Here is a 22,236-nt window from a genome sequence, read left to right as displayed (position 1 = left end):
AAAATGATAGAGAATATCACTACTGAATTTTTCAAACGTATTCTAAACATCAATCGATTTAAGAGTTATTTAAGAAATGATTAAGAGACCACTTAATAATCTGCTGGTATAGTAAGGAATGTAAAGAAAAGGAGTGACAAAGAATGAACGAAGCAATATTAACTTTAACAAATGTATCCAAAAGCTTTGGTAAGGAACAAGCACTTAATCATGTTTCTTTAGAAGTAAAACGGGGCGATATTTATGGTTTGATTGGACGAAATGGTTCAGGTAAAACAACCATCATGAAGCTAATTACAGATTTATCCAAAGAAACAGATGGGGACATCGTTTTACTTGGTCAAAGTAAAAAGAAAAGCAGCTATACTCAAGCTTTGCAACGGATTGGTGCAGTCATCGAAGAACCCGTTGCCTACAGCAAATTATCTGCTTATGAAAATATGAAAATCATTTGTATTCAAAAAGGGATTCATGATTATTCTGTTATCAAAGAAATGCTCCAATTCGTTAATCTGGCAGATACCGGAAAAAAGAAATTTAGGAATTTTTCTTTGGGAATGAAACAGCGATTAGGGATTGCTATGGCTTTAGTAAACAATCCTGATTTCTTAATTCTTGATGAACCAATTAACGGACTTGATCCCATTGCAATTATCGAGTTCAGAGAGCTGTTGGAAAAGATCAACCGTGAGCGCAACACAACCATTTTGATTTCCAGTCATATTTTAACTGAGCTCTATCATGTCTCTACACGCTTTGGCTTCATTCACAAGGGTGAAATGATACAGGAAATCACAAAAATTGATTTTGACGCGCTTTGTACTGAAGATATCATTATTCATGTCAATGATATCAATCTGGCTTCTGTCATTGTAAGAGAGCACATCACAAAAGATTTTACTGCTATTAATGAGCAGGAGCTGCGTATTCATGACAGTAGTTTGGCAATTCCAGTCATCAACCGCGTACTAGTGACAAACAACATCGATGTTTCTTTTATCGGTAAAAAGGAAGTCAGCTTAGAGAACTACTATACAAATCTAGTGAAGGAAATTGGAGGTGCAGAAGAATGATTCGATTGATTAAAGCAGATTTTTATCGCCTATTACGTACAAAAGGCTTCTATATCACAATGGTGTTGATGGTGGCTTATGCAGCCCTCATCGTCACTTCGCAATCCGTAGGGAGTGTTGGTGTGAATGTTGAGGACACACTTGATGCCGCAGCAATTCAATGGAACTTGAAGATGGCCGTTCAATATGCCTCTTTCTCCAGCGCGTTTCTTGTTTACTTCTTAATTGGATTGTTCGTCATTCTTTTTGGGTATGAATTTTCACAACGCACCTATAAAAATAGTCTGACAGCCGGCGTTACCCGCCTAACCTTTGTGCTTTCCAAGTATTTGATTCAGCTGCTTTTCTTTTTCATCGCAACGATTCTTTATTTTGGTGGAGCAGCAATTGTGGCGGCAAATAAATACGGACTCGGTGACACTGACCTCGTTCCCTTTCTATGGAATACTTTGGTGCTGTCTCTTGGTGTCAGCCTGATTATCAGTGTGATATTCAGCTTGGCCTCACTCATTCTAGTTAGCACTAACAGTCTGGTTCTTTCTTCTGTCTTTGTCGTTATTTATCCATTAGCGATTCAAATCATTGCGATGATGACGGAGTTCGATGGAATAAAATATTTCGATTTCTTTGGTCTTGTTCAACAAATCGGCGTCGGAGCGCTTACCATTAATGAACTACTTCCTTACGCAGCAGTCAGCTTGATTGTGATTGTCTTATCCTTAGTAGGAAGCTCTCTGGTGATTCGTCAGAAAGAACTTTAAAACTAAAAAAAGGAAGGTCAGAAGCAGCTTCTGACCTTCCTTTTTTCAGATTCAGATATAGGCACACTGAACGTTTGGGCATTTATATATGTCCCAGACTATTTTTTAGCTTGATTATTAATTCAAAGCTGCCTTCATCAGCAGATAACCGGATTTCTCCATCTACAAGTTCTACTAGCTCCTTCACAATATGGAGTCCCAACCCCGTACTCTTATTTGACCTAGATACGTCTTCTGTTAGAAAGCGTTGAAACAACTGTTGAGGATCAGTAATCGGATGCTTCAAGCCGTTGGTAAAACAAAGCATTAACGACTCTTCTTCCTTATACATTTTAACCTCCGAATATTGATAACCATGCTTCAGCATATTTCCCAATACATTTTGAAATATCCGTTGAAGGACCGTTCGATCGGAGATTACTAAAGCCTCCTCTATAATGTCAATCTCTAACATCATCTCTTTTTCCTGAAACTCTTCATAAAAAGTAAACAGATTTTCCCGCAACAGCTCAGATACATTCAATTGTTCTAGCTCTAGGGCTACACCTTTTTCCTGAATCAAGTTATACTCCATCAAGTAGCCCAGATAATGAGAAATCGAAGCCAAGCTGGTATCAACCTTTTTTAGCATGTCTTGTTTCTCAACCAAATCAGGGTCCTTTAATAAAAGCTGAGTGTAGCCGGATGAAACCGTCAATGGGGTTTTTAAATCATGGGTTAAGTTCGATAAAAGCTGATGAAGCTGTTTCTCCTTTTTCCGTTGTTCTTGATAATACCGCTTATTTTTTCGAATTAACCGATTATTTTCATCTAAAAGCCGGCGAATTAACGATATCTTAGAGGTGGAAACCAGTTCAGCGTTGGTTTCTTCTGTCACGATATACGTCAGTTGGTGGATGATTTCTCTTAAATCAAGCAATAGAAAAAGAAGATATATAACTAAAAACAGCAGCAATCCACCTAAAATAAATGGCAGCATATCATTCCTCCCCCTTTGCCAGACGTATCCCCATTCCCCAGACTGTCTCAATGTATTCATTTTCAGGATCAGCCTCTTTCAGCTTTTTTCTGAGTGTGCTGATATGAACGTTTACCGTATTCTCTCCGCCAATATAGGAATCTCCCCATATCCGCTCATATAGATTCGCCTTGGAATAGATTTTATTAGGATAGCTCAAAAGTAGTTCAAGCAATTGATACTCTTTATGTGAAATATCAATTTTTTCATTTTGGACTGTCACTTCATAATTTTCAATATTTAAGGATAAATGCTTGAAGGTCAATGCTTCTATTTGCGGTGTATTTCCCATACTATTTCTCAGCTGAACCTCCACACGTGCTTCCAGCTCATCAATATCAAAGGGCTTCGTCACATAGTCAGCAGCACCTTCCTTCAACAGCTCCACGGTCTTCTTTTTATCATTGACAGCAGTCATAATAATCACCGGAACCGTCGATTCCTTCTTAATCATTTTCAGTACACTTTCACCGGTCACTCCCGGCAGCATCAAATCTAAAATAACCAAATCAAACAATTGCTCAGAAATTTGAATCACTGCTTCTGTTCCTGATTGGACAATCGTCAGTCGATATTTTTCCTGAAATAAATGACGCAGCAGCTGACAAATATTTTCATCATCTTCAACAATTAATACATGCTTCATCCTTTTTACTCACTCCCGCCATTTTTCTCTATTTAAGACTAGCATTTCCAACGATTGCAAGTCAAGGTTTGCCGGAGAACTCAAAGAGCCTCAACAAATAGAAGTGATTTTTGTTGAGACTCGCTATTTCATTTCACTTAATCCAGTAATATTTCTAAAGCTGTTCCATTTCTTTGTCGCGGGCAATGGTTGCATCAATCCCTTTTACGATTGTCGCAATAAATGCTTCTTCTTCCAAAGCAAGCAAACCGGCTACTGTAGTGCCCCCCGGTGAACATACACGATCAATCAAGGTCCACGGATTTTCTGAGGATTCCATAATCATCTCAGCACTGCCTAAAACAGCCTGTGCCGCATATTCCAACGCCTTGTCCTTCGTCAGTCCATGCTTGACTCCTGCACGAGCTAGACTGTCAATAAAGAGATACGCATAGGCAGGAGAACTGCCTGCTAAAGCTGTATAGGCTGAAAAATCTTTTTCTTCTACCTCCCAAGCTTTACCAATAGCACTAAACATGTCAATGACATATTGTACTTGCTCTTTTGAAGCATATAGATTCCCTGCTACGGCGGCGGCTCCAGTTCCAATCATAGCATTCACATTCGGCATTACTCGAATGATGGGCATCCCTTCAGCATCTACAAGTTTATCAAGCTTGGCAAGTGTCGTACCTGCTGCAATGGAAATCAACAAAGTTTTTTTCTCAGCCAGCAGCAGTTTCGTTTCTTCTACTACATGCTGAATGATTGCAGGCTTCACAGAAAGAACAACTGCGTCTACTTCCTCAATAACAGCCGCAGCAGAGGAGCACGCATGACCGTTTATTTCCTTAGCAAGTGTTTCTACTTTATCCGTTAAAACATCAAACAAATAGATATCTGTTCCTTCAACAAATTTATTGGCAACAATTCCTTGTATAATTGCTCCTGCCATATTTCCTGTCCCGATAAATCCAATTTTCATAAAAAACTTCCTTTCAAAAAAATTATTTAGCTGACTCACTCTTTTGGCTATTCACACCTGACAATCCCTCTAAGAATTTCGGAGGTCGATTAATCATGATAATGGATAGACAAACCAGAACCAGACCTACAGCCAATGGCAGAGTGAAACGTTCACCCAAAAGAACTGCCAGTAAACTACCCGAAATAGGCATGATAAATTTATAAACAGTAATCTCTCCTAGATTAGCATATTGCGCACACCAGTACCAGAGACTAAACGGAATCGCTGAAGCAGCTGCCAGAATAAACAAAAGAATAATTCCCAAAGGTGTCCAGTGAATAAAAGAAAACGTGCCGCCCATGAACAAGCCGATGATACATAATACAACTGCACCAATAATCAAATTCCAGCCTGTCATGACAAACGAGTTTAGTGTAGAACCTATTTTTTTGGCAAGCATCGTGGCTAATGCTGCGATTAAACCATACATCAGCATAAAGCCTTCGCCTGTAACCGCAAACTGGAACATATCATTAATCGTTGTTCCACCCGTCAGTTGCGAAATAATCAATCCAGCAAACCCGATAACTAATGCAACGACTTTTGGCAGCGTCAGCTTGTCATTCTTATAGGCAAAATGAGCTAAAATTGCTGCGAAAAAAATAGTCGACTGCGCCAAAATCGTCGAATTAATCGTAGACGAAATATTTACATTCCCGATATTGAAAAAGAAGTAAGCCGCAGTAGTTGAAAGCAGCCCCATAATCACGACCTCTTTCCATTGGGTCTTTGTCACTTTAAAAATATCCTGCTTAATGAACATGGCAAAAATAAGTGTCATGATTCCGGCAATAAAAAAGCGAATGCTGATGGTCGTCAGTACCTGTCCTAAATAATTCTCTCCTAGCGCATCTCTGGAAATACCCATCTCATCATTCATAATTTTGATCAGCTTAAACGGTGTTCCCCAAATGACATTTGTTACGATAGCTGCGATAGTAATGACCATTTTACTTGGAATTTTTTTATGTGTTGTTGTGTCCATTGTATTAATTTCTCCCTCCACAAAAGTGTCTTATCTCATTACTGTAAAATCATCAACCAAAACGATTGCTCGATTATTCACAATATAGAAAGTTGATAAATAGCTATTTACTTCTGAATTCACATTTATTATACTGTCATTTGATAAGAATTGAATTAGTCTCTTCAAACATGTTAAGTAGCTTATTTTAAGATGGAGGTTTTTATGTATAGTTTTTCTAACGAGCAGTTTAATCGTTTTTTCCAGTTTCTAAAGACCCTTGATTGTTATAACAAAACTCAGGCAGGCATGATTGAGGAGCTGTCGAATTTTCGAAACAACCCCAATCGACAAATTGCTTCTTTTGTCTGTCAGAACACAAAAGAACCCCTGACATACAGTGCGCCATACATCCGCATTCTATATGTTTTGAAGGGATCAATAAATATTTGGATTGACCGCAAGGAGCTGCAATATGAAGCGGGCTGCCTCGTTTTGGCAAATGAATGGACCGTCGTTGAGTACGAAGAGCTTGAGGAAGGTACTACCGTGCTTAGCTTTTACTTCAAAAAAGAATATTTTAACGATTCCCTACTGGCCCAATTTGCGGAAGAGCCCATCATTTATCGCTTCTTTGTAGAAAGCATCAAAGAGACAGAGGAAAACAGCTACTATTTCATTTATCAATTTTCCCCCAATGATGACATTCACGCTTATACCTTATTACTTTTGAAACAGATTGTTAAGATGCGCTACTTTAATAACAAGGTGACCAAATCAGCCTTTGTACTCCTTGTTGTGGAAATCAGCCAACTATCTGATAAAGGTCTGTGTGTAAAAGATTCTAATCTTTCCTCCGGTGTCTTGGTTGAAGAAATCTTGGCACATATTGAAACCCATTTGACGACAGTCAGCTTGGCGGAAACTGCAGAAAAGTTTCACTTTCATCCAAACTATCTTTCAGCGTTTATCAAGAAACAGACAAATAAAAATTTTTCAGACTGGGTCATCCATTATCGGCTGCACTATGCTGAAAAATACCTATGCCAGACGGACTTGCCTATTCAAACGATCATCGAAGAAATCGGTTATCAAGATAAAGCATTCTTTTTCAAGCTCTTTAAGGAACACTACAAAACCACTCCCGGAAAATATCGAAAGCTGCAGCAGCACACGACTAGCGAATAGAAAAAGCAAAAAACTGTATAAGCTGTTCATCATAATGAACAGCTTATACAGTTTTTAGGATACATTGAAAGCTTCAACAAAAACCAAGCATTTACTCAAATCTACATAAACTGTTTGCTGGAATACTGACTGCAACTTGTTCTCTTGCAACGATTCCTTTGCATCTAACTTCTGCCAATCGAATGGCCCTTTTATCTCACCTGGCTGAAAAAATAAGGGTAAGCGTGATACTGGTGAATAGGCTACCCCTTCAATAAAATGAGCAAATTCCTCCTCATCCAGCTTCGCGTAAATATACAATTCCTTTTTTGCGGGACCGATATTTCGTTTCTCCACCGCAGATACCCAGTAGAGCTGTTGCGTTTCCGGAAAATCAGGGAAATATTGCTCAATCGCTTCCCGATCCGTATGAATCCGGCTAACTGTCTTTTCCCTCATCCAGAAAATGAACAGTCCACGAACGCCCATAAATATAAGGATAGCAGCCGCTGCTACTATCAACCCTATTTTTATCCTTCTTCTCTTCAGGTTTACCTACTCCTTTTTTATCAGCACTCTCTTTACTCACGGCTTTTATCGCTTGTTAAAGCCTACTTGTTCACAGAAAAAACCTTGGCTATTTTAACTTACCATTATTTCCCTTTTCATTTTACTACAGTTTGCTTTGTCCGTCCTCCTATTTTTTCATTAAAAAATTCACTTCCTGTTTTCCATTGACATGAGACTTGACAGCAACAAACATAAAGCAGCCAGCTTTTTCGAAACATCCTCCAATCTATTTGGGCGCTGTAGGAAAAATCACCCTCGAAAAATCAGCAAATACTGATTTTTGAGAGTGACTCGCTATGATTCTCTTTTATTGAAAAAGCCTTTTGGTTCTCTTAATTCGCAATACGCTCATGGTAGCTGCGCCAATTTCCATCCGCTAAATACAAACTATCCTGCTGGAATCTCGGGTCATTAGCCACCACATAAAGATAGCAATATACTTTTTCTATCTGACTAAAGGTTCTCGTCTTCTCATCAAACACTTCAACCTCAACAATTTGTCGTTCATACTCATTGCGTTTATCTCCGACACCGTAATAGTTCTCTAAATCATCCACCGAAGAGATATTCCGTTGAAAATCACTAAGCTCAAAAATCTCGCCGTACACCCAATCAGCACCTGAAAGCAGTGCCGGATACTGCTTCTCATTCATATGAAACAGCTTGCCCTTAATTCGAGCCACTCTAGGCTTTCCTTTGACTTTTCCGTTCAAGTACTTTTGATAATTGAACAGGTTTTCCATCAGACTGCCATAGGTAAACAGCGGTAGTTCTTTGCCATCCATCAGTGAATGGCACCTCCGATTGCCTTCATGTCCTCTTTTCCATCATAGGCAACAATCGCTTCAATTGCTTTTTCTAAAGATTGCGTGATATCCGCCAAGCTCATATATGGCTGACCCGCTTTATCTACTACCTGCTCCGGAATATAAGGAACATGGATAAATCCACCCTTCATTGTCGGGAACTCTTTATCAATCATATATTGAACCTGATACATGATGTGATTGCAGACAAAGGTTCCTGCTGTATTTGAGACTGCCGCAGGAAATCCTGCTTCCTTCATTGCAGCAACCATTGCTTTGATTGGCAGCTGCGTAAAGTATGCTGGTTGTCCATCCTGTTGAATCGCTTCATCTACCGGCTGATTCCCTTCGTTATCAGGAATGCGCGCATCATCGACATTGATTGCTACACGTTCCGGTGATGGGGCAAAACGACCGCCTGCTTGTCCAATATTCAAAACCACATCTGGTTTGTGGGTTAAAATTGCCTCTTTTACAACCTCAGCTGATTTCCCAAAAACAGTAGGAATCTCTAACTTGATAATCTCTGCACCATTGATTGTATCGGATAATCCTTTCACTGCTTCTAAAGCCGGATTAATTGGTTCACCACCAAAAGGATCAAATCCTGTTACTAATATCTTCATGATTCTTTCACTCCTGTTCTTATTTACTATTCTGCTGGATAATCGAGAAGAATTCGATTAAAGAATAAAAACATGATACACCCTCTCAATCATCCTGGCAATTCCAAACAATTGATTTAGGCTATGTCTGAAAATCCAAACAGAAAATATCCTCGTTATTTGGATGGAGTACGTCTGTAGAAATACTTAATTATGCGCCACATAATCTGTGTTTTCTCTCCAACACTCCACCAAAATACCTGAAAAATTTTGATTCCGTAACCTTTTCAGACACGCCCAATTAAAATGCTAAAAAGTACATTAATCCAATATGCACGACAATCAAAATAGCGGCAATTGGAGCTTGTGTTTTGATTACTGCATTAGGGTCCTTCATTTCCAATAACGCGGCTGGCAAAGCATTAAAGTTTGCCGCCATCGGTGTTAACAACGTCCCACAAAATCCTGCAGTCATAGCAAGTGCTCCGGCAACGACTGGATCACCACCCTGAGCAATTACAAATGGTACACCGATTCCGGCAGTAATAACCGTGAATGCCGCAAACCCATTCCCCATAATCATCGTAAAAATAACCATACCAAGACAATAAGCTACCACACCAATAAACCGATTTCCCTCTGGGATAAAGCCTGAAATACCATTAGAAATCACTGTTCCAACACCAGCAGCATTGAAGATAACACCTAAAGCTGCCAGTAATTGCGGTAAAATTCCGCTTGTTCCGACCTGTTGAATCATTCTATCTGCATCATCTGCCACTGTTTTAGGCTTCGCTGAAGTAATGAACATGGCAATAAGTAAAGTCAAAATAGAAGCGATACCGATTCCCACTTGTCCGCCTAACGGTGTGTAGGAAATCAGCACGGCAAACAATGCTAAAAGAATACATGGTAGAAATATCCAGCTGCCTACACGCTTAGCAGAAGCTTCTGCAACGTCTTCATCAATTGCTGCCAATTTACCAATCCGAACCTGTTTGAACAACGTCAAAACGCCCATCAAAATAATAATGATTCCATCAATCAGATACGGGATAAAATTACCAAAAGCAAAGACAATTCCTAAAAGCAGCCAAAATGCTGCAGTGCCCAATCGAGTCGGATGTGTCTCATCCTTGAATACTCTTACAGCCGTTGCCATCAATAAAAGCCCAATCAAAATATAGAAAAACTCCAATAAATTCGTAATCAACTGTTCCATTATTGTTGTCCTCCTTTATCTTCTGTTTGTCGCTTGCTATACTTTTTCGCCAATTTTCTATCCATCAATAAGTTGTAGCCGCCAGCCAGAACTAACACAATCAATGCAATTGGAATCGACATTTGAGCAACAGCCGATTCAGCGATTTCATAGCCTAACGATTTCATCGTTCCTGTAATCAGCAAAACACCTGACGCTGCAACAAACGTATTTTGAGCAAAGAAATTCCCGAAGTTCTCGTTTGCGGCTGCACGCGCTTTGATTTTTTCTTCATCCTCTTCATCCAGCTTGCCGTATTTATTCTCTGCAGCTGCCTGTGCCATCGGGTTCACAATTGGACGAATAAACTGTGTGTGTCCTTGAATCCGAATAGAGAATGCCCCTGCCAGCTCACGAATAACAAGATATAAAGTAATAAAACGCCCAGGTGTCAAACTCTTAATCTTCTCTATAAGCACCACAGCTTGCTGGCGCAAGCCAAAACGCTCAGAAATACCAATCATCGGAAGCGTCAGTAAAAACAAGGTAACCAAACGATTGGAAACAAACGCCTCTCCCAACATCTCTAAAAATTCTACAATAGATATCCCCGATACCATTGCTGTAACAAACGCCGCAATCAATACCACAGCGATTGTATCAAACTTAAAAATAAAGCCAACTAAAATAATCAAAATACCGATCAATTTGATCCATTCCATCTTTATACTCTCCTTCATAAAGTTTTTTAACTTTACCCAGTATATACTAATTTTGGTAGTAGAAAAAGATGAAAATAGAAATTTCTGAAAATTCAAATTACTTTTTAACGAAAATCTGATGAGAAATTAAAATAATCTTTTAATCATTATAAGGTTAAAATCGATAGTAGTCTCTCCTCAGCTCGGCGAAACCAAATCGCTCATACGACCACGACAAAAAGAGCACAGAGAACGCAGGCCTCTTCGATGCTCTTTCTGTTTATACAATTTGAATGGCAATAGCAGCTGTTATTGTCATTGACTTATAAAATAGTTACTCTTCAAAAATGGAGAGAGGAAAACTCTTTCTCTATCCTTAGTCGCAATCAACCCATAGTCGATACTCACCGCAATGCAAGCATTGAAAAAGATAGCCGCACATGGAACCCGATTTTGTCAGATAAGGTCGAATATCCTCATACTCGTCAAGTGCCTCATACTCTGCAATTACTTGATCGGCAATCCCCATCTCTTCCAGCTCCTTTGTTCCTACCTCACCAAGATAAGCACAAAAATCCTGACAATGCGCCAGCCAATTTTCTCCCTGCCAACTGACGTAGCCTGGAGTACGTTTAAACAGTTCGTCGATTTTTTCCTGATTATTCACCTGATCCGTTTCCGCATCCTGAATAAACTCACCATCGAATTTCTCCGCAGCCTTGCCAGTAGCGACACAGCTCAAGCAGATACATTCAATTTCTTCACGACAGTACATACTGCCGATTGACTTTTCGACTGTCTCACCACAGCAATTACAAACACTTGCGTTTGTATTGAGAACACCGATTTCATCGAGATTTGGACTATATTTGAAGGTTGGATAGGTTCTATTTGGCATTTTGAAGCTCCGTTCGTTAAATACTCATTTTCCTTATTCTACTATAAATGCTGGATTTCTGTAAGGACACTTTCTTTCAGCATACACCTTTCTATTAGATAAAATATTCCTCACAAAAATTTTTTTCTGTTATTTTTCCTTATATATTAAAAGGAGCCGAATCGTTGTGTTATTTAACTTTTGTTCGCATTGCAACGCTGATTTCTTTCCGCTATACTAAGTGCGTAGGATAGAAATCGATAACAATTAAATAGATAATTGGCACTTCCTGATTCGGCGCCAACCGAGTCAACGAAGCCTTGTAAAGACAGCTGTAACTGCCTTGCAAGTCGCCGATAGCGCAAACAAACTGAATGCTGCAGTCTCCCCACAATCTCCTTAATCCCTATACCAAAGGAACTCTCCTTTTTTGAACGGGACTGCAAGCAAACCAGTCTTCTTTGTCGACTATTGAGACGATAGCAGGTACGCATCTGCTATCGTCTTTTTCTATCCTATAATCAGCCAAAAGGTACAATAGCCAGTTGTCGTAACTTGTCACTCTTAACATAGATTTTTTCATAGCAGAATACTATCAGACCATATTTCAGCCAAAATAAAAAGGCACTTCGTCATCCGGCGCCAACCGAACGACAAAGCCCTGTATAAACAGCTGTAACCATCTATACAAGTTGCCCAACTGTTATTGTACCTAATTTCAAGAAAGATTGCTACACAATGACGGATTTTTCTATCAGTGTCCAATCAAATTCCGAAAATAAGGAAAAACATGAAGTTCAGTGAAATGATTTAGCAGAAAGTACATAGAATCAAAAACAAAAAAGGAGCCAAAACGATGAAAAAACAAGTAACCTGTATCAAAGCCATCCCCTACCACGAAATACTTGCCTTACAAGAAATCAACGAGCGACTGGATTCCTGGCAGAAGATGCTGGAAATATTGGAAATCTTTTTCTCCGAAGAGAACCCGCCAGTCAATAAGAAGAAGATTATTCGAGATTATCATGCCTGTGCAAAGATATTTAAAGCGTTTCAGAAGGATTATGGGGAGTTGGTGGGGAGGGAGAAAGTAGTGATACAAAATATGAATGAAGGCAAAAAAATAAACGATGGCTAGAATTAACCACCATCGCTTACTTCTATTTTTGCTTAATAAAATCATAGGTTTCTAATGGAACTGGCTTCTCTAACGCTAGTTCCACATGGACAATATCTGTATCTTTTCCATTTTTGTCTTTTATAACTTGAGGTGTAATTGTCTGTTTTTTCGGACTCGCTTGACCAAGATAGATAAATTCACTTGATTGACTCGCTTCCTTTTGAACAAAAATATGAATAGCTAAATTAGATTTTTCATAATTCACCAACGCCTTAACTTCAGCACTATTCATAGTTCTCTTTGCTTTCGTATACCAAAGCAAAGTATGCCTATCGATTAGTTCATCTTCATATTTTACACTATTGTCTATTTCATCATCTTTATGATAATTTACAAAAATTGGAAAAGTGTCGTACTTAATTCGATAGCCATACATTGTACCTTTCTCATCATTTTCCCAATTTAATAATCGACAAACATCTTGCCTAGTATAGACTTCATTGTAGGTTAATGGAACAGCCACATCATAGCGTTTACTTCTTTCAAACGATGTATTGATAATATCCTTAACATTTTTATGAAACCATTGGTTCTTAACTAAATGCTTTGAAAAATCATCAGCCAGATAGTAGTTGTCTTCATCAATCCTTATCAAGGATTTGTCACCATACTTGACCCTATCTTGTTCTACAAAAAATTTTAGGCTAAGGACTCTATCAATGGAATCCTCAATTGTTTCATTTATTGGATACTTGTTTTTGTCCAAAAATTCAAAAAAATCAGATTTTGAAATACTTTCGTTCTCTATCAGCGTATTTAGTAATAGAAACTCATGATTTCTTTTACCATTAAGCAATTCATTTGAAAGAAACATAAGAATTTGGTTTTCATAAGTAGATATACGAGGAACCTCTTCTTTCATCCAAACCAAGAACTGATGATAATTCTTTTTATATGCTCCTATCAATATAGGGTCTACTGTATCATCTTTAATAAAATCCAAGAGCATAGGAATGCGACCTATCTTATTTTTCAAGTTCTTATATGCTTCTCTAAAATTCGCGCCACTATTTAATTTAGAAGACTCAATTGATTGAAATATTTGTTTTCTCGATACCTCATCAAAATTTATCGTCGACAATCCTGAAAGATATTGTGTTGCCATTGTTTTTTTTCGTAAATCATTTTTACTTAAGGACTGATCCTCTGTTAATGCAGCTGGGATTAAATAATTGTTGTCATAATTTCCAATAAAATCAATAATCGTTACAAAATCCTTACCTTCTGATTTCCTTAATCCTCTACCTAATTGTTGAATAAAAACAATACTTGATTTTGTTTTTCTCAACATTATAACTTGATTGACAGGTGGAATATCAATTCCTTCATTAAAAATGTCTACAGTGATAATGTATTCTAAACGACCCATTTCTAAATCATTAACAACTTTCTCTCTCTCTTCTATACTATGATAACCACATAGAGCTTTTGCTCTCAAACCTTGTTCATTAAAGATTTTTTCTAGCTCTAAAGCTTCTTTTGTTTTACTACAAAAAACTAGTCCATGAACTTTATCACCACAATGACCATAATATTCAATTTGCTCAAAAATGTGATTGACTCTTTGTTCTCCTACTAATTGACTAAACGCTGATTTATCATCAATCAACTCTCCATCAACTTCTAAATCTGTAATCCCAAAATAATGAAATGGACAAAGCATATTTTCTTTTAAGGCGTCTTGCAATCGTATTTCATAAGCAATATTGTAATCAAATAGTTCATAAATGTTGAAATCATCTGTTCGCTCTGGAGTAGCTGTCATTCCTAAAAAGAAATTAGGTTCAAAGTAATCTATTACTGATTGATAACTCTTAGCCCCTGCTTTATGAACCTCATCAATTAGTATATAATCAAATTCTTTCTTGGCAAATCCTTGTAATGTTTCTATCTTGGATAAGCTTTGAATCGTAGCAAAAACATATTTTTCATCCGTTATTTTCTTACTTCCTGATAGGATTCCATATTGGTTATCTCTTCCACCTAATATTTTCTTATAATCCGACATTGCCTTACCTAAAATCTGCTCCCTGTGGACAATAAATAGCAGTCTTTCAGGGGAATAATTTCGCACATCAAAAGCTGATAGATAAGTTTTTCCTGTTCCGGTTGCTGAAATAACCAATGCTTTTTGCTTTCCTTCATCACGGACACGCTGTATTTCTTTTAGTGCTTGTTGTTGCATGACATTGGGCTTAATGTAAGTGACTTGATAGTCATCATCCCAGTCTTCTCTATGAATAACTTCATCTATCGAAGTACTTGGGCTCTCTAGCCCATCAATTTTTTTAGTATTTAAAATAGGCTTATAGTTCTTTTCATATTCACTGATCCATGCTTCAGATAACTTAAATGAGTTTGACCACATTTGCTCAAAGTTATTTTTCATGGAATGAACCAACTCACCATTAGCTAGTGAGTTCAGTTTCAAATTCCACTCACAGTTCACCTTCAGTGCTTTAATCGTCAAATTTGAACTGCCCAGAATAAATGTTTCATGACTATCATGCTTAAAATAATATCCTTTCGCATGAAACCCCTCCATATCAGTAATATGTACATCCACATTTTTCAATTTTAGAAGTTCTTGAAACATTTTAGGCGCATTAAAATACAGGTAGTTTGAAGTAATAATTCTTCCATAAACACCCTTTTTAGCTAAATCGGCCAATACAGTTTTTAGAGGTTGTAAGCCATTTTCCGTAATAAAAGCAACCGCAAAGAAAAATTCTTTGCAGGTGCTAAGTTCCTCTTTAATTTCATTTAATACAAAGCTACTTTCTTCTTCGTTATTAGTAAGTAGTTTAGCCTTATACAAATCATTGTAATCCTTATTCTTATCCACAAAACTATGCTCTAAAGAAGACTGAAAATGCTCTAATAAAGAATACTCCATAATTAAGCTCCTTTAACTAAAATATCAATTGTTGGGATATCAGCTGGTGCCCATTCCAAAGAAACTAACTCAGGAACCGACAACCATTTGATATTTTCGTGCTCTGTTAGCTTAGGTTCGCCAGAAACTAACTCACAGAAAAAAGTGGTCAATTCAACAAATCCAAAATCATATTCATGTTTAGCTGTAATAATTTCATTTTTTATCTTCACTTCACATAAAAGCTCTTCTCTAATTTCACGTTCAAGAGCTTGCTGAGGTGTTTCTCCTTCTTCAATCTTTCCCCCTGGAAACTCCCAGAAACCACCTAAAGATTTATCCATTCCACGTTGCGCACACAAGATTAAACCATCTTTTTCAATAACCGCGCCAACCACTCGAATCACTTTTTTCATATCATCGGTCCTAATCCTATAATTTATAACACTTAAATTTTTTTCTTAACCACAGTTTTAATTGTACCATACAAAATATACGAAAATCGAAAAACCAGCGAGAAGTAATTATCTCACTGGGAAAATGATCTCTTTTCATTTTTATACCATTAACATAATCTAATAGCTGAAAATTTCACTTCTTACATTTTTTATTCTCAAATATATAAATCATTCTTTATATATTTGAGAATAAATTCTATTTTTTTCACTATTTCTTCTGAGATACTTCTTGAATCACGCTTGATTTTTTTTGTGTAACCATCTTCGTTTTTTTTAATATCTTCAGTTTGAATATCCAATGGAATTATTTTTACATTATCATAATATTTTAGTTTACTTTTTAGACTATTTAAATCAGCATTTATCATAATAGCGTAGTAATCAACAAAATTATTATTAGATTCACAAATATCCATTAACTCTTCCATAAAATAATAGTCATCTAAAGAATACCCCAAAAATAATATTGCCTTATCCCCTAATATACTTTGCAGCTTCCGCTTAATCTTATCATCTCCATATATTTTTTCATAATCATTTTTATCAACAACCATAGTATTTTTTTTTGAATTTTTCGCAACCCCATGCAAATGTAAAATTGACTTGTCTCTTTTTAAAGAAGCTTGATCCTCCAGTTCTGAGAGGATGTGACTTTCATAAAGATTTTTCTTATCTGATTTTTCTAGCAATAAATCATAATTAGTCGTTAAAATTAATTGACTCCCTAAATCAATAATATTACGATGATTACTTATTGCATCATCAGGTAAATCTACTCCAAACTTTGAAAAAAAATGACTCTTTATATCGTTAATATTTTTGTATAGTTGATTTGAAGTGTCTTCAAAGATAATTTCAAAACATGATAAATAATCGTTGCGATCAAGATAATATTCTATAGTTCCTCTACTACTTTTTTCTAAACTTTTACTAATATCATCAATTATTTCTCGCCATGTAGGTAAACCAACCGGAGCAGAAATTCCAGATCCAATAAATGGGACTAAATTAGGTAATTTAGTTCTAAGCTGTGTTAAAACATTGATGGATTGCATTGATAAAGTTTGATTAAGAAAATCACTGTTATAAGACTTTATGCTCATCCTAATTTCATCTGTTATACAAAATAATGTAAAATACTCATCGTGTTCTTCGATTTTACTAGAACATAATTCACATTTTTTTTCAGGAAAATACGACACGCATTCATTATCATCACAAACATAGCAATATTCTATACTAAAAATCGAATTATTTTTCATTATCTCAAAAAACAATTCAGCTTTTTGAGAATAATTAGAAATTTTATCGTAAAAACATTCAGGTAATCTGTAATTATTCCACATTGCTAATTCAACTATGAGACTATTAAAACTATCTTTAGGAATATCACCAATATTAACTTGAATTTGATCATAACAATCTTCTAATTTCTGACAATACAACGTCAACCATCTCCTTATTAGTTTTAGATGTACTAGCAAACACCACTCTTAAATAATTTTTCGTACTTTTTATCATTGTTTGGTTTACACTTGCTTTTCGTTCATACATTCCTGTAGTCGCAAAAGTAAATCTTTCGAACCAGGCTATTCGAATTTCCCTTAATACTGACATGTCTTCAAAAACAGTATTAATACTATGAAATATTTCATGAACTGGAAGTGGCTCATTTTTGCCCTTTGAAGCTGTTTGACTATTTGCAGCATCCTTATTTGTATATTTTATTTTAGTTGGGTATCCTTTTAGTCCCTTTTCCAAAGCCTTTTCTCTCAGTTCTCGACTAGTTATCATCTTAGTTATATATTCACCGACATAAATTGATTCAATTTTCTTCAATATTCTTTTCTCTGCATCACCTGATATAGGAAACTGAGTGTTAAGTTGTAAAATGAAAGTATCCAATGTTGGCTTTAAAACTGCTCCTAATTCTTTACTTATACTCTCTTCATAATCTTCTATCATAGCTTTATTCAGGTACTTACAGTAGTCAAATAGGGCTTTCCTCTCATCACTACTTTTTCTAGGTTTTAATTCTAAGCCCAATTCTTTTAAAATCTTTTTTATACTATAGTAAAATTTTTCTGTAGAATTTACATCGACTTCACTACTATTAGCCTTAGTAAACTCATTTTTAACATGAGTCTCTACAGTTCCTTTATTCAATGAAATAATTGTTGTTGCAGCTATTATCCTATCGGTTTCTTCCTTATCTGAATATTTATAAGCAAAGAAAAAAATTAATTGATCATTGGTTCTATAAATAGCAGGAATATAAATTTTATTATACTCACTAATATTAGTCTCAAGTAGTTGATTATAATATAACTCCCTATTTGCTTCTGCTTGATTTGTAACGGAAAACAAAGACACATAGACTTTTTTTTGAATTGAAAAAATATTTTCAAACTCTGCTAACAAACAATTCTCAGATAAATTGTCAATATATGCTGTTCTCAGCGAGGAATAAGTAATATTCTGAATAATTGCATCTTTAATATCAAAAAGTTCGCGTTGACTAAAATCCTTCACTTTAAATAATTGATTCATTTCTGAAACACTAGAAGTCTCCAACAAATGAGTAAAATTTGCCGAAGAGGTATCACTTTTACACATAGTTAACGATTCGATAAGATCTTTGAATCTTATATTATCTGTATATAGCCTCAAATAGCTAGGAAATTTTTGAACTTCAGATGAGCTTAATTCCATTTTTATCACTCCTATTTTTATCAAAAATCCTTTTGATTCCTTATACTATAAAATTATAGCATCTCTCTATAAAAAAAATAAGAGACCGTACGTTCCTTAAACCAATCTTTTAGAAAAAATAACAACGTATACATTTCGTTTTTTTATACACTTATATATTTAAAAGAGTTTGGGACATAAGTTCTAAAAACAAAAAAAGAAAGAATCATTACCTGTATAAAAAACAGGCTGATTCTTTCTTTTTTTCTGTTAATCTCTTTCTTTCGAGTCGTTTCCCTTTGGGAAACTGTCAATTTTCTTAAGTTAACTACCAGTAAGTCAAAGCCCAACTCATTTTTCACCTGTTCTTTACCTCTGACTGGAAGACGAGTAAAACCCAAAATAGCCTTCAAAAATCCGAAGACAGGTTCTACATCTATTTTTCTGCGGCGATAAAAAGCTCCAGTCTTTTCCTTTGAAAGTAGCTGCTTCATTTGTTCTTTATAAGATAACCACTTTCGATTTTTTGAATCACTCGATTATGGGTTGATTTTACCTTTGTACATTGGGCGCGTACCGAGCAAGCTAAACAGGTTTCACATTGATAAAAACGGATGGTCCGAGTAAATCCGTATCGATCACGACGAAGCCCTTGATTACGAAAAACGAATGTTCGTTGTTCCGGACACACATAAGAATCCAGGGGTTCATCATAAGACCAGTTATCTGGATGAAAGGGATTATTTTTATACTTTTTCTTCTTTTCTTTTTTATACATTCCATTAGTAACTAAAGAGATTCGTTTGAACGCCTCTGTGATTGTCTGATAATTTTCCTCACTGCCATATCTGGCATCAGCAACAAGGTATAATGGTAAATCAAAGAATTGTTCCTGTAAAGTGGTTAGAAAAGGGCGCAGTGTCCGAGTAACTGTAGGATTTGGGAAACAATCATAGCCTAAAATAGCATAGTGAGCGACATATTTTTCTATTCGTTCCTGATGAGAGTGGAAGTGTTTGAGGAACAATTTTGGTTCTCTTCTCAAGTTGCGTAATTGTTTTCGTTTAGAGCCTGTTCATTTATCACTCGTTGGAGCTGTTGGATGATAGTAGTCACCTCTTTTTCCGAAAGCAGCTCTTCGGACTCCTTTCAGATTGCCGGAATGATTTCTTTTTCTAACAAGTTTTGATAGGAAATCAAGGACTTCTCTTCTAGCTGTGTCTAGTATCGATCAACTGATTTTCACCAAAAAAAGTAAACTTATTGGCATTGGCTTCAATCTTTCGGCCTGAGAAAACTGATTGCGTATAGACACAAAGAATGAGTTTCAGCATCATTTGCGGTGTATAAGAAGAGGTCCCTTATGTATGGGAGAAAGAGCCAAAGGCTTCTTCTGGAATGCTTTCAACCAGTTGGTGAACAGCGAAAACAATATCTTATTTGTTCAAAGTTAGTTCCAAATCTAAAGGCAAAATAAATTGGTTTGTGTTATAATTTTTAAACATAAGAACACTCCTCTAAATTGATTGGGTAGATACTTTCATTTTAGCAAGAGTGTTCTTTTTTTGATAGACAAAAACGGCAACGAATTCATTTTTCTGGATTCGTTGCCGTCTTCTATTTTTTACTTATGTCCCAAGCTCTTTTTAGTCGCTTAAATTTTTTCCTCATACTCCCCAATCTCTCGCTCATACTCCAAAGTAATCGCGATATCATCCAACCCATTCACCAGCTTATGCTTCCAGGTTCCATCAATCTCAAACCCATAGCTTTCACCATTTGCGATAACCTGCTGATTCGGTAGGTCGACGGTAATTTCCTGCTCTGCCAGCAGAGCAGCTAGCTGCTGGCGAGCTTCCAGCGGCAGCACGATTGGCAGTAGGCCGTTCTTGGTCGCGTTCATGTAGAAGATGTCGCTGAAGCTGCCGGCGATGACGGCACGGAAGCCGTAATCGGTTAGTGCCCAGGCGGCGTGCTCACGGGATGAGCCGGAGCCGAAGTTGTCGCCGGAGATTAGGAATTCAGCGCCTTGGTACTGTGGCTCATTCAGAATGAAGTCTGGATTTGGCGAGCGGTCCGGCAAATAGCGCCATTCATCGAATAGGAATTCGCCAAAGCCTGTTTTTTCGATTCGTTTCAAAAATGATTTTGGTATGATTTGGTCTGTGTCTATATTGTCGTTCATCAATGGAACAGTGGTTCCTGTACGTTGTGTAAATGCCTCCATTATGCACCCAGCTCCTCTCTGATATCAATAAATGTGCCGTTCAAGGCTGCTGCGGCAGCCATTGCGGGACTGCACAGGTGTGTCCGTGCGCCTTTGCCTTGTCGTCCTTCAAAGTTTCGATTGGATGTAGAGGCGCAATGAACGCCTGCTGGTACTTGGTCAGGATTCATCCCCAGACACATGGAGCAACCAGGCTCACGCCATTCAAAGCCTGCTTCTTTGAAAACTTTATCCAGTCCGATTTTTTCAGCTGCTTTGCGTACGGGTCTTGATCCTGGGACTACAATGGCTGTAATGCCGTCTTTGACCTTCTTACCGCGAACAACGTTTGCCGCTTCTTCCAAATCTGATAGGCGGCCGTTGGTACAGGAGCCAATGAAGACGTAGCCCACTTCAATATCGGAAGGGCGTTGTCCCGGCTGCAAATCCATATAGCTGTATGCCCGCTCATCGTTCATGTCTTTGATCTCAGGGAAGGTGCCGGTTACCGGAATTCCCATTTCCGGATTGGTTCCCCATGTCACAAATGGAACCAGCTCATCCGCATTCAGCTCAAGGTTGGCTTCGTAAGTCGCATCTGGATCGCTTGGCAACGTCTTCCAGTTAGCAATAGCCGCTTCCATATCCTCAGGTGCATATTCACGACCACGAACATATTCATAGGTTTTTTCATCCGGTGCCATCATCCCCATTTTCGCTCCGCCCTCGATAGCCATGTTACAGATGGTCATCCGTTCTTCCATCGATAGACTTTCAATTGTTTCGCCATAAAATTCCACCGCATAGCCGACGCCGAAATCCACGCCATATTTTGCAATCAATGCCAAAATGATGTCCTTGGCATAAACGCCCTTGGCCAACTTACCGCTGATTTTCACACCCATACTTTTCGGCTTGCGCTGCCAAATACATTGTGTAGCGAAAACGTGCTCCACCTCACTGGTCCCGATTCCGAAAGCCAATGCGCCGAAAGCACCATGTGTGGCTGTATGAGAATCCCCGCAAACGATGATTTTTCCAGGTTGTGTCAAGCCTGTTTCCGGTCCAACCATATGCACGATTCCCTGACGTTCACTGCCGTTTTCGCAAAGTGTGACACCGAACTCGTCACAATTTGTTTTCAAGGCTTCAATCTGTTTTTTCGCTACCAAATCAGTGATATTAAAAATATCCTGTGTCGGTACGTTGTGATCCATCGTTCCGAAGGTTTTCTCCGGTCGTCGCACCTTTCTGCCAGCCTCTCGCAGTCCTTCAAAGGCTTGAGGCGATGTCACCTCATGAATCAAATGCAAGTCTACATAAAGCAGCTGCGGTTCTCCCTCTTCTCCTGCAACAATATGCCGTTCCCACAGCTTATCAAACAATGTTTTTCCCATATGAATTGCTCCTCACTTACTCGTTCCTTATTTT

22 protein-coding genes are annotated in these 22,236 nt (G+C 37.5%); 4 read left to right on the top strand and 18 right to left on the bottom strand.

Going from position 1 to position 22,236, the window contains the following annotated elements:
* Positions 1–143 precede the first annotated feature (143 nt).
* Positions 144–1,073, top strand: a complete 930-nt coding sequence (locus IW510_RS10640; RefSeq protein WP_202059415.1) for an ABC transporter ATP-binding protein — start codon at positions 144–146, stop codon at positions 1,071–1,073.
* Positions 1,070–1,834 (top strand): ABC transporter permease, encoded by a 765-nt coding sequence (locus IW510_RS10635; RefSeq protein ID WP_202059413.1) that lies wholly within the window; start codon positions 1,070–1,072, stop codon positions 1,832–1,834. The genes IW510_RS10640 and IW510_RS10635 overlap by 4 nt, the downstream gene beginning before the upstream one ends.
* An 82-nt stretch (positions 1,835–1,916) precedes the next feature.
* Here the strand turns inward: IW510_RS10635 and IW510_RS10630 are convergent, their stop codons facing one another.
* The 4 genes from IW510_RS10630 to IW510_RS10615 all read right to left on the bottom strand — a co-directional run bounded on the left by IW510_RS10630 (position 1,917) and on the right by IW510_RS10615 (position 5,489).
* Positions 1,917–2,813: a sensor histidine kinase gene (locus IW510_RS10630; RefSeq protein ID WP_202059411.1), complete on the bottom strand. Its 897-nt coding sequence runs from the start codon at positions 2,811–2,813 to the stop codon at positions 1,917–1,919.
* Between the two features lies 1 nt (position 2,814).
* Positions 2,815–3,498, bottom strand: coding sequence for a response regulator transcription factor (locus IW510_RS10625; RefSeq protein WP_202059409.1), 684 nt, complete (start codon positions 3,496–3,498; stop codon positions 2,815–2,817).
* A gap of 154 nt (positions 3,499–3,652) precedes the next feature.
* Positions 3,653–4,462: a pyrroline-5-carboxylate reductase gene (gene proC / locus IW510_RS10620; RefSeq protein ID WP_202059407.1), complete on the bottom strand. Its 810-nt coding sequence runs from the start codon at positions 4,460–4,462 to the stop codon at positions 3,653–3,655.
* Positions 4,463–4,484: 22 nt separating this feature from the next.
* Positions 4,485–5,489 (bottom strand): DMT family transporter, encoded by a 1,005-nt coding sequence (locus IW510_RS10615; protein WP_202059405.1) that lies wholly within the window; start codon positions 5,487–5,489, stop codon positions 4,485–4,487.
* A gap of 204 nt (positions 5,490–5,693) precedes the next feature.
* On the opposite strand from IW510_RS10615, the gene IW510_RS10610 reads away from it, so the two are divergent.
* Positions 5,694–6,656: a helix-turn-helix domain-containing protein gene (locus IW510_RS10610; RefSeq protein WP_202059403.1), complete on the top strand. Its 963-nt coding sequence runs from the start codon at positions 5,694–5,696 to the stop codon at positions 6,654–6,656.
* 54 nt (positions 6,657–6,710) lie between these two features.
* Here the strand turns inward: IW510_RS10610 and IW510_RS10605 are convergent, their stop codons facing one another.
* From IW510_RS10605 to IW510_RS10580, 6 genes are all read right to left on the bottom strand, one after another.
* Entirely contained in the window at positions 6,711–7,157 is a 447-nt protein-coding gene (locus IW510_RS10605) for a hypothetical protein (protein ID WP_202059401.1), read from the bottom strand.
* Positions 7,158–7,537: 380 nt separating this feature from the next.
* Complete coding sequence (locus IW510_RS10600; RefSeq protein WP_202059399.1) at positions 7,538–7,990, bottom strand: gamma-glutamylcyclotransferase family protein; 453 nt, start codon at positions 7,988–7,990, stop codon at positions 7,538–7,540.
* Positions 7,990–8,637: a pyroglutamyl-peptidase I gene (pcp, locus tag IW510_RS10595; protein WP_202059397.1), complete on the bottom strand. Its 648-nt coding sequence runs from the start codon at positions 8,635–8,637 to the stop codon at positions 7,990–7,992. Before pcp ends, IW510_RS10600 begins: the two co-directional genes overlap by 1 nt.
* 280 nt (positions 8,638–8,917) lie before the next feature.
* Entirely contained in the window at positions 8,918–9,838 is a 921-nt protein-coding gene (locus tag IW510_RS10590; RefSeq protein ID WP_202059395.1) for a DUF979 domain-containing protein, read from the bottom strand.
* Entirely contained in the window at positions 9,838–10,539 is a 702-nt protein-coding gene (locus tag IW510_RS10585) for a DUF969 domain-containing protein (protein WP_202059393.1), read from the bottom strand. The genes IW510_RS10590 and IW510_RS10585 overlap by 1 nt, the downstream gene beginning before the upstream one ends.
* 355 nt (positions 10,540–10,894) lie before the next feature.
* The gene (locus IW510_RS10580; RefSeq protein WP_202059391.1) at positions 10,895–11,416 is read right to left on the bottom strand and encodes a CbrC family protein; all 522 of its coding nucleotides are present in this window, start codon (positions 11,414–11,416) and stop codon (positions 10,895–10,897) included.
* A gap of 835 nt (positions 11,417–12,251) precedes the next feature.
* On the opposite strand from IW510_RS10580, the gene IW510_RS10575 reads away from it, so the two are divergent.
* Complete coding sequence (locus tag IW510_RS10575) at positions 12,252–12,533, top strand: hypothetical protein (protein WP_202059389.1); 282 nt, start codon at positions 12,252–12,254, stop codon at positions 12,531–12,533.
* Between the two features lie 22 nt (positions 12,534–12,555).
* Here the strand turns inward: IW510_RS10575 and IW510_RS10570 are convergent, their stop codons facing one another.
* From IW510_RS10570 to leuC, 8 genes are all read right to left on the bottom strand, one after another.
* Positions 12,556–15,471 (bottom strand): DEAD/DEAH box helicase, encoded by a 2,916-nt coding sequence (locus IW510_RS10570; RefSeq protein WP_202059387.1) that lies wholly within the window; start codon positions 15,469–15,471, stop codon positions 12,556–12,558.
* Between the two features lie 2 nt (positions 15,472–15,473).
* Positions 15,474–15,866, bottom strand: a complete 393-nt coding sequence (locus IW510_RS10565) for a (deoxy)nucleoside triphosphate pyrophosphohydrolase (protein WP_202059385.1) — start codon at positions 15,864–15,866, stop codon at positions 15,474–15,476.
* Between the two features lie 197 nt (positions 15,867–16,063).
* Positions 16,064–17,353, bottom strand: a complete 1,290-nt coding sequence (locus tag IW510_RS10560; RefSeq protein ID WP_202059383.1) for an SIR2 family protein — start codon at positions 17,351–17,353, stop codon at positions 16,064–16,066.
* The gene (locus IW510_RS10555; protein WP_202059381.1) at positions 17,322–18,620 is read right to left on the bottom strand and encodes a hypothetical protein; all 1,299 of its coding nucleotides are present in this window, start codon (positions 18,618–18,620) and stop codon (positions 17,322–17,324) included. The genes IW510_RS10560 and IW510_RS10555 overlap by 32 nt, the downstream gene beginning before the upstream one ends.
* Before the next feature lie 143 nt (positions 18,621–18,763).
* Entirely contained in the window at positions 18,764–19,093 is a 330-nt protein-coding gene (locus tag IW510_RS21465; protein WP_269092697.1) for a transposase, read from the bottom strand.
* Positions 19,090–19,626: a transposase gene (locus IW510_RS21460; RefSeq protein ID WP_269092696.1), complete on the bottom strand. Its 537-nt coding sequence runs from the start codon at positions 19,624–19,626 to the stop codon at positions 19,090–19,092. Before IW510_RS21460 ends, IW510_RS21465 begins: the two co-directional genes overlap by 4 nt.
* A 627-nt stretch (positions 19,627–20,253) precedes the next feature.
* Entirely contained in the window at positions 20,254–20,826 is a 573-nt protein-coding gene (leuD, locus tag IW510_RS10545) for a 3-isopropylmalate dehydratase small subunit (protein ID WP_202059379.1), read from the bottom strand.
* Positions 20,826–22,202 (bottom strand): 3-isopropylmalate dehydratase large subunit, encoded by a 1,377-nt coding sequence (gene leuC, locus IW510_RS10540; protein WP_202059377.1) that lies wholly within the window; start codon positions 22,200–22,202, stop codon positions 20,826–20,828. The genes leuD and leuC overlap by 1 nt, the downstream gene beginning before the upstream one ends.
* Between the last annotated feature and the right edge of the window lie 34 nt (positions 22,203–22,236).

It is taken from the genome of Enterococcus sp. BWR-S5, from assembly GCF_016745255.1.
Taxonomy (GTDB): Bacteria; Bacillota; Bacilli; order Lactobacillales; family Enterococcaceae; genus Enterococcus_L.
Note: the sequence above shows the minus strand (reverse complement) of the source record. Positions and strands in the feature narration are given on the sequence as shown.

Excerpts from the sequence above, each read along its gene's own strand:
- IW510_RS10640 (WP_202059415.1), top strand. The coding sequence starts at position 144 with ATGAACGAAGCAATATTAACTTTAACAAATGTATCCAAAAGCTTTGGT.
- IW510_RS10635 (WP_202059413.1), top strand. The coding sequence starts at position 1,070 with ATGATTCGATTGATTAAAGCAGATTTTTATCGCCTATTACGTACAAAA.
- IW510_RS10630 (WP_202059411.1), bottom strand. The coding sequence starts at position 2,813 with ATGCTGCCATTTATTTTAGGTGGATTGCTGCTGTTTTTAGTTATATAT.
- IW510_RS10625 (WP_202059409.1), bottom strand. The coding sequence starts at position 3,498 with ATGAAGCATGTATTAATTGTTGAAGATGATGAAAATATTTGTCAGCTG.
- proC (WP_202059407.1), bottom strand. The coding sequence starts at position 4,462 with ATGAAAATTGGATTTATCGGGACAGGAAATATGGCAGGAGCAATTATA.
- IW510_RS10615 (WP_202059405.1), bottom strand. The coding sequence starts at position 5,489 with ATGGACACAACAACACATAAAAAAATTCCAAGTAAAATGGTCATTACT.
- IW510_RS10610 (WP_202059403.1), top strand. The coding sequence starts at position 5,694 with ATGTATAGTTTTTCTAACGAGCAGTTTAATCGTTTTTTCCAGTTTCTA.
- IW510_RS10600 (WP_202059399.1), bottom strand. The coding sequence starts at position 7,990 with ATGGATGGCAAAGAACTACCGCTGTTTACCTATGGCAGTCTGATGGAA.
- pcp (WP_202059397.1), bottom strand. The coding sequence starts at position 8,637 with ATGAAGATATTAGTAACAGGATTTGATCCTTTTGGTGGTGAACCAATT.
- IW510_RS10590 (WP_202059395.1), bottom strand. The coding sequence starts at position 9,838 with ATGGAACAGTTGATTACGAATTTATTGGAGTTTTTCTATATTTTGATT.
- IW510_RS10585 (WP_202059393.1), bottom strand. The coding sequence starts at position 10,539 with ATGGAATGGATCAAATTGATCGGTATTTTGATTATTTTAGTTGGCTTT.
- IW510_RS10580 (WP_202059391.1), bottom strand. The coding sequence starts at position 11,416 with ATGCCAAATAGAACCTATCCAACCTTCAAATATAGTCCAAATCTCGAT.
- IW510_RS10575 (WP_202059389.1), top strand. The coding sequence starts at position 12,252 with ATGAAAAAACAAGTAACCTGTATCAAAGCCATCCCCTACCACGAAATA.
- IW510_RS10570 (WP_202059387.1), bottom strand. The coding sequence starts at position 15,471 with ATGGAGTATTCTTTATTAGAGCATTTTCAGTCTTCTTTAGAGCATAGT.
- IW510_RS10565 (WP_202059385.1), bottom strand. The coding sequence starts at position 15,866 with ATGAAAAAAGTGATTCGAGTGGTTGGCGCGGTTATTGAAAAAGATGGT.
- IW510_RS10555 (WP_202059381.1), bottom strand. The coding sequence starts at position 18,620 with ATGGAATTAAGCTCATCTGAAGTTCAAAAATTTCCTAGCTATTTGAGG.
- IW510_RS21465 (WP_269092697.1), bottom strand. The coding sequence starts at position 19,093 with ATGAAGCAGCTACTTTCAAAGGAAAAGACTGGAGCTTTTTATCGCCGC.
- leuD (WP_202059379.1), bottom strand. The coding sequence starts at position 20,826 with ATGGAGGCATTTACACAACGTACAGGAACCACTGTTCCATTGATGAAC.
- leuC (WP_202059377.1), bottom strand. The coding sequence starts at position 22,202 with ATGGGAAAAACATTGTTTGATAAGCTGTGGGAACGGCATATTGTTGCA.